This is a genomic window from Dokdonia sp. 4H-3-7-5 (genome assembly GCF_000212355.1).
GTDB lineage: Bacteria > Bacteroidota > Bacteroidia > Flavobacteriales > Flavobacteriaceae > Dokdonia.
Window position 1 is genome coordinate 2,781,186 of the sequence record NC_015496.1, and the last position, 17,470, is coordinate 2,798,655.

Genomic DNA, 17,470 nt, shown 5'->3' on the forward strand with positions numbered 1-17,470 from the left:
TTGTAAAACATAACATCCAGATGCTTGAACATCTGGATGTTATTATAATGTAGTTTTTAATTACTGTTTTTTGAGACTGCTGTATATAGCATATTGCTCTTTAGTTAAAAACGTTTGCATATTACCATCTTTACGCTTGGCAAGTTTAGCAAGCTCTTCTTTTTTATCTGCAGCGCTAAGACCTCCAGCTCTAAGTCTATCTTCTGTAGATTTAAATGCTTTTATAGTTTTAGAAATATTTGCTACTTGTTCTGAGCTAAGATTGAGTTTCTGTGTAAGCATGTCAATCTCACTTACTTTTTCTTTATTTACAGTACTTACGCTAGGGCTTTGTGCTTGAACATTTGATATTCCAACAAAGACAAAGAGTACTAATGCGATAATTATTTTCATAATATTTATTTTTAAAATTATAAGCTCAATAGTTTTTCTATATTTTCTAGAGGTCGTCCAATAACGGCCTTTTTTCCGAGAACTACAATGGGACGCTCTATTAATTTAGGATGTTGAGACATAGCGGCTACAACATCCGTATCGCTAAGTTCTTTTCCTTTATAGTTTTCCTTCCAGATAGCTTCGCCTTTTCTTACGAGTTCCATAGGAGCTATATCAAGCATATCAATAAGAGACGTAAGCGCTGATTCAGAAAGAGGATTATCAAGATATTTTATTACCTCAAATTCTTTTCCGGACTCTTCTAGCAAAGCTAGACCTTGCCTACTCTTTGAACAGCGAGGATTGTGATATATTTTAATCATATGTAATAGTTATTTTTTTGTAGTGTTACGTGCACTCCTTTTGATCTAAGTTGGACCGCAAGTGTTTGTGCATCTGCAAAATGAATACCTGTTATTCCAGCCACTTCACAACCTTGGATATTTTTTAGACTATCATCTATAAATAAAGCTTGAGACGGTTCAATCTTATAACGATCCAGCATAAGATCATAGATATCTTTATAGGGTTTGCGAGTTCCCTCATCACCAGACACTAGAATTCCCTCAAACCATTGCAACCAAGGAAACTTTTTAAGCGCAATAGGGAATGTCTCACCACTCCAGTTAGTAAGTGCAAGCACTCTATAGTCGGGATTATCTATAAGCTGTTTTAGGATGTTGAGAGTTCCCTCATGAGTAAAACCTAGCATTTCCTCCCATCGGCCATAATACATTTTTATGAGCCTTTCATATTCTGGAAACATTGCTATGCGTTCTTGTGTAGCTTTTTCTAGAGAATAACCAGCGTCTTGGTTAACATTCCAGTCCCATGCGCAAACGTGATTGAGAAACCAATCCATCTTTGCTCGATCTCCTCTAAATTCTTTGAGATAAACGTATTCTGGACTCCAGTCTATGAGTACACCGCCTAGATCAAATATTATAGTATTTATATTTTGTTCTTTCACAGCGCTTTTTTTAGTCAATAATCGTGTGTGGGACGGTATCTAGATTCCAGTCTATCACTAATCCTCCTGCTAGTGAACGTGCTATTTCTGCACCATATAAGTGTTCTGTAAGGTAGAGTGCAGCCTCAAAACTTTTGGCACCACCAGCAGAGGTGATGTATTTCCCGTCGTGAACAAATAGGGTTTCTTTTCTAATATCAAGGGCTGGAAACTTAGCTCTCATTTTATCTATATCACTCGGGAAAGTAGTAGAAACTTTATCATCGAGAAGTCCTGCCTGTGCAAGCACAAAAGCACCATCACAATGAGAAGTCATAAAAAGAGCTTCTTTATCTACTTTCTGAACAAAAGAAATCATCGCCTCATCATCTAGATCTGTATCTAGGTGATGCTCTGCGCTAGGGATTACTAGAATGTCAATCTTAGGCATTTTCTCTTGTGTATAATCAAAATCGGGTAGGAGGTACATACCTTCAAATGTTCTAATAGGATCCAGTGTATTTGCAACTGTAAACACATTCATCGCTTTAATGCTATCTCTATAGATTGTGTGCTGAAAAATATCAAAAGGCGCAGTGAGTTCCGTATTAAAAGTGCCATCCATAATTAAGAAAGCTACGTTATACCTAGATGTATCTAATACAGGTTGCGCTTTCGCGAAAGCGTTATTTTCATTTGAAGTTTTTTCTTGTAATGAGTTTTGATTGTCCTTATTAGTATTGCATGCTTGTACCACAAGGGCACTTAAAATGATAATGATAATTCTCATAAATCTTATTTTGAAGTTAAAGATACAGGTTCTGGCGGTGTTTCATTTGCAAGCATGCGCTTAACAATATATAACAATAGCCAAGCGATAAGGGTGAGTCCTATCAAAAATATCCACGTTGTTTGAAAACCAAATGCTTCTGTGATTTGCATACCACTATTGTGCCCAAAAATATGCGCTACCGAAAACGACATGCTGTAAACGCCCATGTATGCGCCTTGTCTTCCTAACTTAGAGCGATCTAAAGCAAATTTATTACTAAAGGGAAACGAAATCATCTCCCCAAAGGTTGCGATAATCATCCCAATGACTATAATGCCTACCCATGTTTCCCATAGTAGTAACACAAAACTAGCACCTGTCATGAGTAATCCCAAGATGGTGCTTTGTACGTTAGAGAGGTTTTTCTTTTCCATCCAGGCGATGAGTGGCATTTCAAAAACTACAATCAAAATACCGTTAAGAGCAAGAATGAGTCCTATGGCATCCTCACCAAGCTTATATTCATCTTTATAATATAATGGCACTGTCGAAAAGTATTGCACAAAGACAATCCCAAATAGCGCAAGCGCAACGAGAAACAGTACATAAGGCGTGTCAAGTAAAGGTTTTTTAGGGTTTTCAATCATGACTTCTTTATCAAGTTCCTTTGTTTTTTTAGGATTTAATACTTGAGTCATCAAGATTGCAGCAAAGAGACACGTCAAGCCGTCTACATAGAATAGTGCATCATAGCCTGCTGTGGCAATAAGAATTCCTCCCACAGCGGGCCCTACAGAAAAACCTAGATTAATAGCAAGTCGTATGAGGGTAAGCGAGCGTGTTTTATTTTCTGGTTTTGAGTAGGCACTAAGCGCTACAAAAAATGCAGGACGCCCCATATCTGCTAGTGCCATGAGGATAAAAAATGAGAAGCACATTACCCAGAAAGTCTCTACATGCATCACCCATAAAAAGTTTATTCCAGTAAAAATTAAACTGACAAGGATGACTTTATAATAACCTATAACATCACATAATTTACCGCCTAGCCATGCTCCTGCAAAAGACCCAAGACCATAAGATGTCATGATCCATGCAACATCAGGCAGGCTAAAATGAAGATCTTTATTTAAATAAATAGAAAGAAAAGGAATCACCATCGCACCCGCTCTGTTTATCAATGTGATGAGCGATAGCCACCAGATTTCTCTAGATAGCCCCTTAAAGGTATTTGTATAGTTGCGTAGTAGTGTTTTCATAAATGATAGATTAGATGGTAAAGACCTACGCTAGACCATAAAATTAAAGAGTCCAGCGTGGTGGCCGGACTCTTTTATATTGTTACTCTTTATAATCATATAGTGACAACATATCAAGTCCGGCGCAGCGTTGCGCACGAGATGAATGTATATGTTGTGACTAATATCATACTATGTGTAAAGTTATAAAAATAATTGAGTTGAATACGCTTTCGCTAAAGCGTAACGTTTATACAATCTCTCCTCTTGATTTCAATTCTTTTTTGATAGCCTTTCTTATAATAATCTGCAATGGAACAGTACCCAAGCAAGAAATGCCAACTACTAGTGTACCTATAAAAGAATTTGAGTCTTCTCTTGTAGTAATCCCGTAAATCGAGATACCAATGAGAAATGATATCACGATAAGTAAGGCAATAATAATTACTGTAATCAAGTTAAGATTAGAGCGAAGTTGGGCAGAGGTTTTATTAGAAAGGTCTATTTTCATATTGATTGTGAATATGATTTAAAAACAAATTATAAGTTACGATTACATCTCGCTACCAAAGAAGATAGCGTTCATTAATAATTTATTAGTACCATACCAGAACGCTCTAAAGTTTGTATTATCTGTAAATAAAATAACCTCTCCACGTCCACTACTTTGGTGTACAAATGGTCTTGTTTCTGGAATTGCTTTTAGGTTAATTTTGGAAATATAACCAGCTTGTAAAGGAGTCTTAGTATACTGGATAGGGTTTTTATAACTGGTAGAGTCGGCTTTAACAAAAATAGTGGTGTTTCTAAATAAGGAAACCTTATCTCCTGTATATCCAAAGTTAATAGGGTGAGATCTATCTTGCTTTGCTTCAAAGATTGCTCCTCCTATTACTTGCGCACCGCTAAAATCTCTGCGCTGCTCAAAGCTCACATTCTTAGCAGGATTTTTAGTTTCCTCAAAGGAAATATTCAGCATTTTGTTCCCCTTGAACCAGTTGGCTACATTTTTATATCCTATAAGTGTACCACCATCGCGTACCCATTGTTTAAGATCTTCTGTAGTCCCTTTATCTATAGCGCTTCCCCATAGATTAGGTAGAATGATATCTGTGTATTGAGATAAGTCTGTGCGTCCTAAACTCTTAGTGTCAAGTTTTGTGATACGCATATTATAACGTGTATCGAATAGATGCCAGATTTCTCCTGCATCGTACGGGTTAATGCCTTCTCCTACAATAATGGCAACTTTTGCAGGCTTGAGCGCTCTAAATTGATTACTACCCAGATCTATTCCTTGTGTAAGTCCGGTGCTTACAGCTTTGATGGTTATATGAGCGTCTTGAGCTACCTCATTTATAAAGGCATTTAACTCTTGCGGATTCAATGATTGATTTTGCACAGGAATCATAATAGTCCCATAGTCATAAGTAGCACCTTCTAGGGTGAATTGCTCCATGCCAACTTTTGCTCTTATTCCTTTATTTAAGATACTGTTAAGTGCCTTAGGAGTATAGTAGTCATGCCATTCCATTAAGTATGCATAGGTACTTGAAGCTACGGCAGGCGTTGGTTTCATTGATAGTTCTTGAATCTCATTTCCAGCATTATTTAAAGATGCGTTTTCTGAGAAGTCTACACCAAAAGCTAGTGGGAAAGACCAAGCGCTAATATCATAAAATAAGCTGTCTTGAAATGTAGTTCGTTTTTCAAACATTGCTTTTATAAGACGGCTTTGTTTTTGGTTTTTTGGAACCATATAGCTCATTCCTTTTTTGAAGTTGCTATTACCTTCGGTAAAATCTTTAGCTACTTCATGCACTTTAATTTTATGACGTTTTAGTATTTCGGCAAGGTGATAAGAGCTACTAGCGTCTTTTTCACTTCCAAAAACGTAGGCACCATTCGCTTTTTCGCCTCGAGCGTTATTAAAGAAATCGCGCTGATAGTCTAGTAATTTTGAACGCATTCCTTGCGCTGCTTCTAATGTGGATAAGATAGCAGTAAACTGATTGCGTATGGTGAATTTAAATTCTAGTAATCCATTTTCTGTTTCTTGAGCGTGGCCGCGGCTACTTCCTTGTTCAAAAAGAATCCCAATACCTCCATTTATATCTGGAAATGTAGATCCTTTTCCATAGTAAAAATCATCAAAGCTTTCTTCTGTGTAGTAGAAGCTACCTATTTTATCTAGTGCTGCTGCGTGGTAATTACCTATTTGCTTTGTGAGCTCTTGGTTTAAGGCAGGCGTAAGTGGGTGTGTACGTGATTGTATTCCTGGCTGGAAGAAAAAACTACTGTTAGATCCCATCTCGTGGTGATCTGTAAGAATATTAGGATACCAGTTATGGAAGGTATTGATGCGAGCACGGGATTCTGGAAGTTGTACAGGAAGCCAGTCGCGGTTCATGTCAAACCAGTAGTGGTTAGTACGTCCACCAGGCCATACCTCATTATATTCACGATCTTGTGGATCAGGATTGATGTTTATACTCTTATTAGTATTTGCCCAGTATGCAAATCGTTGTAAACCATCTGGATTAAATGAGGGATCAAAAAGGATAACTGTGTTCTTAAGTAAATCATCGATTTTAGGGCCTTGTGCAGCGGCAAGATAGTAGGCAGCTACAAGTCCAGCATTTGCCCCAGAAGGCTCATTACCATGTATAGAAAGGCCTTGATATACTACGATAGGCATACCACTAGTATTTAAAGAACTGTTTCCGTTTTCTGTAAGTTTTACGTGCTCTGCGCGTATTGCTTCTAGGTTGTTATGATTGCTAGGAGAAGTTATTGTAAGTAAAAGAATAGGGCGACCCTCAAAAGTTTTACCTCTGTTTTCTATTGTAATTCTATCACTAGCAGCTGCGAGTGTACGCATGTACTCAGAAAGTTTATCATGACTTACGTGCCATTCTCCAGGCGTATAGCCTATAATGCTTTCTGGTGTAGGAATAGATTGATCATAAGTTACATCTTTAGGAAGATAGTAATCCATATCTACACTGCCAGTTTGAGCAAGTGTGTTAAGGCAACTTAATAGTAGGGTAGTAAGTGTAAGTAATAAACGCATTCTTTTGGTCGATTTAAAGTTTTTACGCTTTAAAAGTAAACAAAAGAAATCGTGCTCGCACGTGAGAAGTGTAAACTCAAATAATAACTACTAGTAAATGAAAATTAATATTATTTACGTTCCATTTTATCAAGATACCCACAAGCTGCTCCTATAATACCTGCATGATTTTTCGTTTTGGCAGCGACAATAGGGATATCTGTAGTAAGATATTTTTCAAATTCCTCCATGTGTTTGCTTATGCCACCACCTATGATGTAGTGGTTAGGAGTACAAATCAACTCTACATTTTTTAAGAAAAAATTAAAACGCTCTGCCCATTCTTTGTAAGTCAAGTCTTCTGCTTTGCGTACAGAGTTTGCTGCATATTGTTCAATAGGCTTTTTCTTGTATGGTAAACGACCTAATTCAAAATTAGGGATGAGCTGGCCATTATAAAATAATCCAGAACCTATTCCAGTTCCTACGGTTATTACCGCTACAAGACCTTTTAGATTTTTTCCGGCGCCATATCTTACTTCTGCAAGGCCAGCTGCATCTGCATCATTTATGGCAGAGCATGGAAGTCCTGTTTTTTCGGTAAAAAGCTCGTCTATTTGAACACCTTGCCAGCTTTTATGCATATTTCCGTAAGCCATGGCTTTACCATCAACCACGACTGTAGGAAAACCTACACCTATGGGACCTGTCCAATTAAAATGTTTCACAAGTTCTTGTACACACTTTGCAATAGCTTTGGGTTTTGCTGGACGCGGTGTTTCTATTCTAAAACGTTCTCCTAGATATTCTTGAGTTTCGAGATCTACGGGAACTCCTTTAATTCCAGTTCCGCCTATGTCTATGCCTAGTATTTGCATGTAGTGATGGTTTGCTTTGGGAAGTGAAAGATAGGAATTTTGAATAAAACTCAAAGAATGATCTCTAAGTTACGCTTTCGCGAAAGCGTAACCATCCTAATTACAACTTTTTAAAGTACTTCGGTTTCTTTATTAGAAATCTCTTTGCCATATTCATGCTTATAAATCTTAACGATAAGTAGAAAAATACTAACTACAATAGGTCCAAAAATCAAACCGATAAAACCGAAAAGAGGCACACCTACAATCACACCAATAATTGTTACTAACGGATGCACATCTGCAAGTCGTTTCTGTATCACTAATCTAAATAAATTATCTGTAGATCCCACAACGATAATTCCGTACAACGCAAGGACTATAGATTGCCAAACATCACCAGCCGCATATAAGATTATACATACTGGAATTACACCTAAGGCGGTCCCGACAAATGGAATCATAGAGCCAACGGTTACTATGGCAAACCAGAAAAAAGGATCTTCTACACCTAAAATTAAGAAACCTATGAGCGCTACAGCCCCTTGTAAGAGCGCTACTAGCGGTATCCCGATTGCATTAGACTTCACAAGATCTACACTATCTTTTCCTATTAACTTTAAGTTTTTATCACTAAGCGGGATATACTCTAATAGGGATTCTCTAAATGTTCTTCTATTAGTGAGCATATAATAAAGCATAAAGTACATGATTCCTATAGCGATAAAGATGTTAAACGTACTTCCTACGAGGCCTTGAAGATTATTACTAACCCATTCTGTAATGGAGCTTGTATCTATTGAACTAGCGAGATCCATCCCAAAACTAGCCTCTAAAGATGATAATTCCGTTTTTAAGATATCTATAACTTTTCCGCTGTTTTCTACAGCCTTACTTATTTTAGAACTAAGCATAAGTACAAGTCCAGCGATAGGGAGAAGGATTACAAGAAAAGAAGCCGTCATTAACAATCCGGCTGCGACACCTGGATTCCACTTACGTTTTTTTACAAGATGACCTTGCCATTTGCGCATTAGTACAAATAGCGTGATTGCTCCCAATACTCCTGAGAGATAGGTTGCCATTTCTTTAAAAATAAGCCATCCTAATAGTATAATTAGGAAAATAACAAAGGCTTGTCTAAGTAATCCAGGTTTTATTGATTGCATATATTATGTTGCAAAGATTTGAGAATCATCTTTAAAGGCTTTAAATTCTAAAGCATTGCCGCAAGGGTCATAAAAAAACATAGTAGACTGTTCTCCTACAAGTCCTTCAAAGCGGGTATATGGAGCTATTACAAAAGTAACGTGGGGTGCAATTTCCTTAGCAAATTTTTGAAATTGATTCCATTCTAAAACCACTCCAAAATGAGGAACAGGCACAGCTTTACCATCCACCTCATTGCGAACTTCATCAACTATTGATTTTTCTTTATAATGAATCACTAGCTGGTGCCCAAAAAAATTAAAATCTACCCAATGGTCACTGCTGCGACCTTCGGGTAGATTTAAAATATCTCTATAAAAAACTCTTGCTTTCTCTACGTCATCTACGGGGATAGCGAGGTGGAATGGTCGTACTGTCATAGTGGTCATTTTTTAAGTACTAATTTACACCATTTTTTGTTTTGTTTATTTTTCAGATGCAATAGTATCAGTATCTTTTCTATGTTTAAGTAATGAGATGCCTGCAAAGAAAAATACTACGCCAAGTATAGTAAATGCCCATGGACTCATACCAGTACTTAAACTTCCAAATATTCCCATAACGCCCAGCACTAACATTATTGCCCCTGCAACAAGCGCTATTACTCCTATAATCTTAATCATAATGTAAAATTTTATGTTTAGAATTTAAAAGTAATTGATATTAAAGATGGTAATGCATTACTTAACACCGCATTATTATACATTTAATATGACTTTGTGAATATGAGGTAATAATTGACAGAGTTTGGAAAAGCAGTTTTCATTTTGTGGGGTAGTAGCGGCACTTTTATTTAAATTTGCATCCTTTAATACTAATCTTTTAGACGTTCCGCGTGATTACAAAACGAATTATCCCTTGTCTTGATATTAAAAATGGTAGAACTGTAAAAGGAACTAACTTTGTAAACTTGCGTGATGCTGGAGATCCAGTAGAGCTTGCAAAGCTATACTCTAATACTGGTGCAGATGAGCTTGTTTTTCTAGATATATCTGCAACAGAAGAACGTCGTAAGACCCTTGCAGATCTAGTATTGCGAGTAGCATCACAAGTAAATATCCCATTTACAGTAGGCGGAGGAATCTCATCTGTAGAAGATGTAGATATCTTACTACAAAACGGAGCAGATAAAGTTTCTATTAATTCTAGTGCTGTAAAAAGACCAGAATTGATAAATGAATTAGTAGCAAAATTTGGTTCTCAGTGTATCGTCGTAGCTATAGATGCAAAGTTTATAGATGGCGAGTGGATAGTACATTTAGTAGGTGGTAAAGTACCTACAGAGCTAAATCTTTTTGATTGGGCAAAAGAGGTAGAAGTTCGTGGAGCAGGAGAAATCTTATTTACCTCAATGGATAATGATGGTACAAAAGACGGATTTGCAAATGAAGCACTAGCGAGACTTTCTGAAAGTTTAAATATACCGATTATCGCCAGTGGTGGTGCGGGAAATATGCAACACTTTGCAGATACTTTTATAGAAGGTAAGGCAGACGCAGCACTAGCGGCAAGTGTATTTCACTTTAAAGAAATAGAAATAACAGATTTAAAACAAGAGTTAACTTCGCAAGGAATAGCGATGAGATTATAACACTCGTTCATAAAAAAAAGTAATGGAAATAGATTTTAAAAAATACGAGAATGGTCTCGTACCAGCAATCATTCAAGATTCAAGAACTAAGAATGTCTTGATGCTAGGTTTTATGAATAATGAGGCTTATGAGAAGACGATTGCTACAAATAAAGTAACATTCTATAGTCGCTCTAAGCAACGTCTATGGACAAAGGGAGAGGAGACTAAGAATTACTTATTGCTAGATAACATCAAGAACGATTGTGATAATGATGCACTGCTTATCCAGGTAACACCACAAGGACCTACGTGTCACAAAGGAACAGATACTTGCTGGGGAGAGCGCAATAAAAGTAACTTCAGTTTCTTAACTCAACTAGAAGAAATTATAGAAGATCGTTGGAATAATAGGGAAAATGCAGATTCATATGTTGCCTCCTTATTTAATAGCGGTATCAATAAGGTAGCCCAAAAAGTAGGAGAAGAAGCAGTAGAGGTTGTAATAGAAGCAAAGGATGATAATGATCACTTATTCTTAAATGAAAGTGCAGATCTTCTTTTTCACATCATGGTACTATTACAAGCAAAAGGTTTCCATTTACGTGATGTAGAGAAAACTCTTATATCCAGACATAAATAAAAAATCAATGGAGAAGTAGCAATAATACTACTTCTCCAGTTGACCAGCTATCACACTTAATTAGTTGTTATTTGCTATAATTTCTAAGGTTTGAGTAATCCAGTCCCTGTCAAAACTTAATTTGATTTCTGGTTGTACACCTACATATTCATAATTGATAAATTTATGAAAATTCATATCTGTAGGGTATATTGCAAAATGACCAGATGGTGATTCAATTAGATTTCCATAATTAGAACCATAAGCAAGAGCTCCGTAAGTTCTCTGTCCTAAATGTTTTGCATTTTTTAATCCTCTCAATTTGAGAGTAAATTGCTCACCATTACTTCCACACCAGAAGTTTGTAATGACATAAACATTCATTTTGTTCTTTTTAAATATTTTATAAAATGGATCTGAATATTTAGAATTACCTCCAGAATTATCACGTAGATCAACAATAATATTTTTTGCAGTAAACTTATCTTTTGTTTCTTCATAAAATTTCTTGTAAGCACTTACTTTTTCTTCGTTATTAGAAAAAGCACCCATATATACATACTGCGTGTCTGGCGTAAGTTGTTTAAATTCCCAATCTATTTGGTCTTGCTTTACCTCAGAAATCATATTTGTTGCTTCTTTTTTAAGATGCCATAAGCGTCCGTTAGAATGTAATAAACCTCTCACATATCTTAACTTACCGCCTGGAATATCGCTTGTAAGTACATCATACATATTTTCGCCATTTGGAGTAATTCTGTAAGCGATTTGTCCAGGAATCCAGCCTTTATTACTAGAGGTAAGTACAACTCCTTCATAAGCATCACCTTTCTTAATAACGCCTACGGTCATAGAATCTTTTCTTTCATAAATACCTTCTAGACTTTCAAAAGACTTCTCAGATAATGTTGCTATAAGCTCTTCAATACTCGTACTGGTCTTAGGATGATTCTTAAATAGTTCGCTTTCGCGAAAACGGTTCAAAGCTACATTCTCATCTACCATTTCGGAGGTGATTACAGGCTTTATATGGCGTATGTGAGCATGTTTGTCCTTTACAACAGATAGTAGCGTGTTGAGCTTAGAAAAGCAATCTGTCACATTCATTTGTTCAGTTACTTCTCGCTCTAATTTTTTTAAGGTGGTTGTGTATTCTGAGAGTTTATCTCCTTTCATTTGTTTCTTAAATGAAGTCATTTCTTTTATTTGTTCATTAATAAAAGAGAGTTCCTCTACGCAGTTGCACGTTTGAGTAGATTGTGCTTTCGCGAAAGCGGAAAAAAGAAAAAAAACGGCTATTGAAAGTGTGATAAGTGTTTTCATAATAGATGATTTTAAAGATTAATTCTAAAAACTTGATGAGACAAATCTAGAATTACAAAACCAACAAACTCAATAAATACAGTGCTTTGGGGTGAGATGTCCTTAGTTTGTGGTAAAATCTAAGGCTTCTTTTGTGCTAAGTGTAAAAGTTTTAGACACGGGTATAAAGATTTCATGCGAGAGAACGAGGCCTAACTTACCAACTTCTGTTTTGTAGGATAAAAAATGCGAAGGATTTATTAAATAAGAGCGATGCGTTCTCATCATACTAGGCAGTGATTTTTCTAGGTGAGATAATCGAGCTCTAATTAATTGTTTTCTATAGGAGCCATTGTCTTGAAAATGAATTTCTACATAATTATCTGACGCTTCTAATGCTATTAAATCTGATAAGAATAACCTGATTCCTTCATAATTACCATCACCTTTTATTTCTATTTTTTGCTCTTCAATCTGCTTTTGTTTATACTTCCCAAATCCAAAACGCCCTATGAGAACTATAGGGGAAATGGTAAGAACTGCAGGAAGAAAAATAGAAGTTAGATAGTAGTAAAGAGAGTATGGGTTAGGTTCGTCACGTACTACTACGTACATGTAAAAACTACGCATTACGACAAATGACCAAATAACAAACAGAAGAAAAAAGCTAATCTCGTTAATAAGTAACCATTGGTTTTTAGTTTTTTTAAATAACCAATATTGAAATGGTAGTATGGTAACATAGCAAAGTGCGCCCAGAAGACCGTAAAGTGATAAGATAAATAGACGTTCACTATCATGTAGCTGAGAAACATCAAGTGGCTCTGTAAAATATAGAAATGTAAAAATCCACAAAGCCATGCCTAAACCTATAATAAGGTGATGTTTTACGGAAGGATCGAAAGGGTATTTTTTCAATATGAATTATTTTAATTTCAAATTATAAAAATTCACTTCTCTAGTAACTATAATATATACTGAAAGGTAATCGCTATAAAATGCCTAAGAAGAATTTCTTAAACTTAAGAATTAGGAGTTTTACCACCAAACTACAAAGCATTTTTCTAGTACATTATTATCCTTTTTGATCCATAATAGCGGTGCTCTCTTGTTGATATGCTTATCAGCTATGAGTTTAAGTACATTTTTGTGGTTTATATAATCTCTCTCTAGATGGGGCTCGTGAAGCCACTCATTTTTGAGTGTAATATAGAAGGAGTGTGGCTTAAAATCACTGCTGTCGAAATTTTCCATACGTATCCAATATCCAACGATGCACTGCCCGTCAAGTGGCTCAATAATAGTTGATAACTGGCCATAAGGTTTAAAAACCTGCGCTAGAAAATAGGTTTGTTGCTCTAATTCCTCAGGGTTAATATTAAATGCCGAGAGGGTAGCACGTCCTTCTGGAGTAAAAACAAGAGGTAACTGTTTATCTCTCGTTTTTTCCATTTTGGTAAAAAAACTGTCTTTTCTATTGGGTCCTATAAGTCTATGTATAGGATCTTTAATCGTGTCATCCAGAATGTAGAATTTGTAGGTAAGTTCAATGTGGATTTTCTTGTTTTCGCGAAAGCGGTCTTCAACTATAAAATCTAATTCTCCAATAGTGTTCTTACCTCTCAAAATCTGAATATTGTGTGCCAGCACCGCGTATCGCTCTGTATGGTCTAAGAGTTGTTTGAATATAAATTCAATTTGATGGCCTAATCTAAGTTTAGAAGGAATAGGCTGCGCAATGAACGTTGAAAGATTAATGCTAGGCATTTCAAACTGGGAAAGGCCAAATGCTGATTGCGACCAAAGTGATGGCGTAGCTAAAAATCCATTGATATGCTTCATATGTTAAAAATACTCATTATGAATCCATAACAAACAAAAAGAGCTACCGCATTAATTGTGATAGCTCTTTAAGTGATTTGCGTGGAGACTTACTTGAGCCATCCTTTTGATGCGCTATAATGACTCCACCAGTATTCAAAAAGTGCAAGTACAATAATGACGAGTGGAAATATGAGTCCTTCTCCCACACCAAAAAGTTCCATAGCGCCTGCAAAACCTATATTATATACTGTATGTATAATTACAGCTATAAGAGATATAGCATATACTTGAACAGCTTTTGTTTTTCTAGTAATCAATAATATAGCTGCAATGAGACCGCCTATTGTTGAAATACCGTATAATATTTTTGACCATATAGGTGTTGCATTTATAGCAGCCATTTGTTCCTCATTATAAGTGCCAGCGAGTGCATCGGTAAAGAAGTTGTCTACTATAAAAGCACTTGCTCCCATAAAATTCCATAGAAGCAATACAAATGCTATTACCCAAAATAGCGTAGAAGGTTTTTGTGAAGTTGTCATAGAGATTGGTTTTTGATTAGTTGTGTTTTAATTTACAATTATTTTTTAATTATCAAACTTTAATTGGTGTAAGGCAATTACTTTTGAAGAATGTTTGATAAGCGCTTTTATTACCTTCTTAAAATTCAATATCTAGGATTTCGTTATCATGGCTGGCAGAAACAGCCAGATGTTCTCACTGTAGAACGTATGATGGAACGTACTTTTTCATATGTATTAGATCGTAAAAACTTTAAACTGCTCGCTTCTGGAAGAACAGATGCAAAGGTTTCGGCAAATGTGGCTTATGTTGAGTTATTTTTAAATGATAGTCCGCTCCCTGAAGAGGGATTTCTCAAGCTTCTTAATAATAATTTACCTCAAGATATAAGATGCCTTGAGATAACTCAAGTAGATAAGAAATTTAATGTGATGGATGCTCCTATAGCTAAGGAGTATGTGTATCTATTTTCTTATGGAGAAAAAAATCATCCATTTGCTGCTCCATACATGATTAATATTGCTGGATCACTTGATATTGAGTTGATGAAGGAGGCTGCGCGATTATTTGAAGGAGAACATGATTTTAGGTCTTATGCTTATAAGCCCAACCCAGAGACAAAGACTATAGGTAATATATCTTCTTCTCTTATAGAGCCAAACGAACTATACACAGCAAATTTTTTTCCCAAGGAAAGTTTTGCCTTTCGCGTAAGCGGTAAAGGTTTTAAGAGGCATCAAATAAGGTTAATGATGGGGATGCTGTTTGATATAGGCGAGGGTAAGGTAGACTTAGATTTTTTCAAGAAAACATTAGACGCTAGCAATGATATTAAACTGTCTAGAATTGCTCAAGCCAGCGGACTACTTCTTCAAAATGTCCAGATTTAACAATCTTAACAAATAAATCATTGCATTAATAAAGGTTTAACCCAAAGTTCGGTATTGTTATATTCTCTTTAACGGCTACAGCTTTAGTGTCCTAGTATCTTTGTATTATAATTAATTGTATAACCAAAAGATAGAAAGATTATGAATAAGAGAATAGCAATATTAGCAACAGACGGATTTGAAGAAAGTGAGTTAAAATCACCTATGGAGGCTATGAAAGCTGAAGGATTCACTGTAGATATAATAAGTGAGAAAACTGGGACTATAAAAGGATGGGCAGATGGAAATTGGTCTAATTCTTATGATGTAACAGATACATTAGATAATGTAAGTGCAAAAGATTATAATGCACTAATGTTACCAGGAGGAGTTATTAATCCTGATAAATTAAGACGTAATGATGATGCGCTCATCTTCATTAGAGACTTCTTTAAGCAAAGTAAGCCAGTAGCAGCTATATGCCACGCGCCACAATTATTAATTGAGGCAGATGTGGTAAAAGGAAGAACAATGACTTCATTTAATAGTATTAAAACTGACTTAGAAAACGCAGGAGCTCTGTGGGTAGATAAAGAAGTTGTAGTTGATGAAGCTTTAGTAACAAGTAGAAATCCAGATGATTTACCAGCATTTAACGCAAAGTTGATTGAGGAAATTAAAGAGGGAAAGCATGATTTACAACATGCATAATTTATTGTCACATCAATAATTTTAAAAACCATCACACTCATGTGATGGTTTTTTAATGCCATTACATTAGATAATGTATACCTTACCTAAGGTAAAGGATTGCTACTCTAATGCTAGATAACTAATTTAGCAACTCAGCAAAAACAAAATATGACTACTTCGATACCTCAGTCTACTTTATCATTTTTGGAATCTCTACGTGAGAATAATACACGTGAGTGGATGACAGAGCACAAGAAAGATTACCAAGCTAGTGAGAAAGACTTAAAGCAAGTTTATGCATCTATAGTAGATGGACTTAATGAAACTGACGAAATTGAAAAACTCAAGGTATTTCGTATAAATAGGGATGTTAGATTTAGTAATGACAAAACTCCATATAACGTACATCGTTCTGCAAGTTTTAGTAGAGTAGGAGCACATCGCCGAGGTGGATATTATTTGAGAATTGAGCCCGGTAATAAATCTGCAATTGCAGGCGGGTTTTTCAATCCAGAACCAGCAGATTTAAAACGTATACGTACAGAATTTCAAATGGATGCTAGTGAGATACGTGAGATTCTTTCTGATACCGCTTTCGCGAAAGCGTTCGGAGGTTCCTTTGATGCATGGAATCCTGTCAAGACAGCACCTAGGGGCTTTGACGTAAATGATCCGAATATTGATCTCATAAGACTCAAAAACTTTGTAGTTAGAAAGAATTTCACAGATAAAGAAATCACATCTCCAGACTTCACAAAAATTGCCTTGAGTCACTTTAGATTATTGAGACCCTTTTTTGATTATATGAGTGATGTATTGACTACAGACCTCAATGGTGAATCATTACTCTAGTTCTCTTTCTGCTTGTTTTTATTTTTGACCCTTTTTCTGTTTACGAAGTAAACAATAATCAAAAGGACTGGTAGTACTATAAATATTAATAGCTCTATAGGTGATGAAGGATCTATAGGGCTATTATTTTGCGGTTTAGGTACTTCTGTTGGTATTTGCATAATTATATGGTATGTACTGTTTCTATAGGTTTATCAAAGAGTTGAACTTGACTTATGAGGCGTTCCCTTATTAAGTTGGCGATACGTTTATTGTACGCCGAGGAATCTATATTATATAGCAGATACTCATCTACAGTAAAGTGGCCTACAATCATACCTCTCACGCTATTACGAAATTTCATATCCTTATTTACTGCATTCTCGATATATAATAATCGTTTTTCTAAGCTCAGATTATGAAAGACATTCTTTCTCTTTATAATATATGATTTAAATACCTCAATAAGAAGCGGGTTTTGCAGCTTAACTATAGGTCTAAGAGTAGTATTTTGAAACCGCTCTTCATCACTCATCTGGTCGTGTATTTTTGCCTTAGGTACTTCTGGTCTAATTCTTTTAATATCGTTAGGTCTATCATTCATAACACTTTGTTTTTATTTAAAGTTAAGCAATGATTAGGCGCTTAGCAATTGATATACCATAACTTCTCAATACTTTATTAACGAGCAAAGCCCCCGATAAATCGGAGGCTCTGCAATTAAC

General features: G+C 35.8%; 21 protein-coding genes. 5 read left to right on the forward strand and 16 right to left on the reverse strand.

Features of this window, described 5'->3' with window-relative positions; all coding sequences use genetic code 11:
- Positions 1–60 precede the first annotated feature (60 nt).
- The 11 genes from KRODI_RS12340 to KRODI_RS12390 all read right to left on the reverse strand — a co-directional run bounded on the left by KRODI_RS12340 (position 61) and on the right by KRODI_RS12390 (position 9,135).
- Positions 61–393 (reverse strand): hypothetical protein, encoded by a 333-nt coding sequence (locus KRODI_RS12340; RefSeq protein WP_013751943.1) that lies wholly within the window; start codon positions 391–393, stop codon positions 61–63.
- Between the two features lie 17 nt (positions 394–410).
- On the reverse strand, positions 411–758 hold the full coding sequence (gene arsC / locus KRODI_RS12345; protein WP_013751944.1) for an arsenate reductase (glutaredoxin): 348 nt from the start codon (positions 756–758) through the stop codon (positions 411–413).
- On the reverse strand, positions 755–1,405 hold the full coding sequence (locus KRODI_RS12350; RefSeq protein WP_013751945.1) for an HAD family hydrolase: 651 nt from the start codon (positions 1,403–1,405) through the stop codon (positions 755–757). Before KRODI_RS12350 ends, arsC begins: the two co-directional genes overlap by 4 nt.
- A 10-nt stretch (positions 1,406–1,415) precedes the next feature.
- Positions 1,416–2,174, reverse strand: a complete 759-nt coding sequence (locus tag KRODI_RS12355) for a DJ-1/PfpI family protein (protein WP_013751946.1) — start codon at positions 2,172–2,174, stop codon at positions 1,416–1,418.
- Between the two features lie 5 nt (positions 2,175–2,179).
- A complete protein-coding gene (locus KRODI_RS12360) occupies positions 2,180–3,415 on the reverse strand; it encodes an MDR family MFS transporter (RefSeq protein WP_013751947.1) in 1,236 nt (411 codons plus the stop codon).
- Positions 3,416–3,644: 229 nt separating this feature from the next.
- Positions 3,645–3,905: a hypothetical protein gene (locus KRODI_RS12365; protein WP_013751948.1), complete on the reverse strand. Its 261-nt coding sequence runs from the start codon at positions 3,903–3,905 to the stop codon at positions 3,645–3,647.
- A 42-nt stretch (positions 3,906–3,947) separates the two neighbouring features.
- Entirely contained in the window at positions 3,948–6,467 is a 2,520-nt protein-coding gene (locus tag KRODI_RS12370; protein ID WP_013751949.1) for a M14 family zinc carboxypeptidase, read from the reverse strand.
- Positions 6,468–6,577: 110 nt separating this feature from the next.
- Complete coding sequence (ppgK, locus tag KRODI_RS12375) at positions 6,578–7,324, reverse strand: polyphosphate--glucose phosphotransferase (protein ID WP_013751950.1); 747 nt, start codon at positions 7,322–7,324, stop codon at positions 6,578–6,580.
- Between the two features lie 110 nt (positions 7,325–7,434).
- Positions 7,435–8,472 (reverse strand): AI-2E family transporter, encoded by a 1,038-nt coding sequence (locus KRODI_RS12380; protein WP_013751951.1) that lies wholly within the window; start codon positions 8,470–8,472, stop codon positions 7,435–7,437.
- Between the two features lie 3 nt (positions 8,473–8,475).
- Positions 8,476–8,892 carry a VOC family protein gene (locus KRODI_RS12385; protein WP_013751952.1) on the reverse strand — a complete coding sequence of 139 codons (417 nt, stop codon included), beginning with the start codon at positions 8,890–8,892 and terminating at the stop codon, positions 8,476–8,478.
- A gap of 45 nt (positions 8,893–8,937) precedes the next feature.
- Positions 8,938–9,135 carry a hypothetical protein gene (locus KRODI_RS12390; RefSeq protein ID WP_013751953.1) on the reverse strand — a complete coding sequence of 66 codons (198 nt, stop codon included), beginning with the start codon at positions 9,133–9,135 and terminating at the stop codon, positions 8,938–8,940.
- A 212-nt stretch (positions 9,136–9,347) separates the two neighbouring features.
- Here KRODI_RS12390 and hisF point away from each other — a divergent pair, with 212 nt between their 5' ends.
- Complete coding sequence (hisF, locus tag KRODI_RS12395; RefSeq protein ID WP_013751954.1) at positions 9,348–10,103, forward strand: imidazole glycerol phosphate synthase subunit HisF; 756 nt, start codon at positions 9,348–9,350, stop codon at positions 10,101–10,103.
- 22 nt (positions 10,104–10,125) lie between these two features.
- Positions 10,126–10,725: a bifunctional phosphoribosyl-AMP cyclohydrolase/phosphoribosyl-ATP diphosphatase HisIE gene (gene hisIE / locus KRODI_RS12400; RefSeq protein ID WP_013751955.1), complete on the forward strand. Its 600-nt coding sequence runs from the start codon at positions 10,126–10,128 to the stop codon at positions 10,723–10,725.
- A gap of 60 nt (positions 10,726–10,785) precedes the next feature.
- On the opposite strand, the gene KRODI_RS12405 is transcribed toward hisIE, so the two are convergent.
- From KRODI_RS12405 to KRODI_RS12420, 4 genes are all read right to left on the reverse strand, one after another.
- Positions 10,786–12,027: a S41 family peptidase gene (locus KRODI_RS12405; protein ID WP_013751956.1), complete on the reverse strand. Its 1,242-nt coding sequence runs from the start codon at positions 12,025–12,027 to the stop codon at positions 10,786–10,788.
- A gap of 102 nt (positions 12,028–12,129) precedes the next feature.
- Positions 12,130–12,924 (reverse strand): LytTR family DNA-binding domain-containing protein, encoded by a 795-nt coding sequence (locus tag KRODI_RS12410; RefSeq protein WP_013751957.1) that lies wholly within the window; start codon positions 12,922–12,924, stop codon positions 12,130–12,132.
- A gap of 120 nt (positions 12,925–13,044) precedes the next feature.
- Complete coding sequence (locus tag KRODI_RS12415; RefSeq protein WP_013751958.1) at positions 13,045–13,848, reverse strand: DUF1853 family protein; 804 nt, start codon at positions 13,846–13,848, stop codon at positions 13,045–13,047.
- 89 nt (positions 13,849–13,937) lie between these two features.
- A complete protein-coding gene (locus KRODI_RS12420; protein ID WP_013751959.1) occupies positions 13,938–14,372 on the reverse strand; it encodes a hypothetical protein in 435 nt (144 codons plus the stop codon).
- Positions 14,373–14,462: 90 nt separating this feature from the next.
- Here KRODI_RS12420 and KRODI_RS12425 point away from each other — a divergent pair, with 90 nt between their 5' ends.
- From KRODI_RS12425 to KRODI_RS12435, 3 genes are all read left to right on the forward strand, one after another.
- Positions 14,463–15,242: a tRNA pseudouridine synthase A gene (locus KRODI_RS12425; protein WP_013751960.1), complete on the forward strand. Its 780-nt coding sequence runs from the start codon at positions 14,463–14,465 to the stop codon at positions 15,240–15,242.
- Between the two features lie 141 nt (positions 15,243–15,383).
- A complete protein-coding gene (locus KRODI_RS12430; RefSeq protein ID WP_013751961.1) occupies positions 15,384–15,932 on the forward strand; it encodes a type 1 glutamine amidotransferase domain-containing protein in 549 nt (182 codons plus the stop codon).
- A 150-nt stretch (positions 15,933–16,082) separates the two neighbouring features.
- A complete protein-coding gene (locus KRODI_RS12435) occupies positions 16,083–16,766 on the forward strand; it encodes a DUF2461 domain-containing protein (RefSeq protein ID WP_013751962.1) in 684 nt (227 codons plus the stop codon).
- A gap of 163 nt (positions 16,767–16,929) precedes the next feature.
- On the opposite strand, the gene KRODI_RS12440 is transcribed toward KRODI_RS12435, so the two are convergent.
- Positions 16,930–17,349: a hypothetical protein gene (locus KRODI_RS12440; RefSeq protein WP_013751963.1), complete on the reverse strand. Its 420-nt coding sequence runs from the start codon at positions 17,347–17,349 to the stop codon at positions 16,930–16,932.
- Positions 17,350–17,470: the final 121 nt, after the last annotated feature.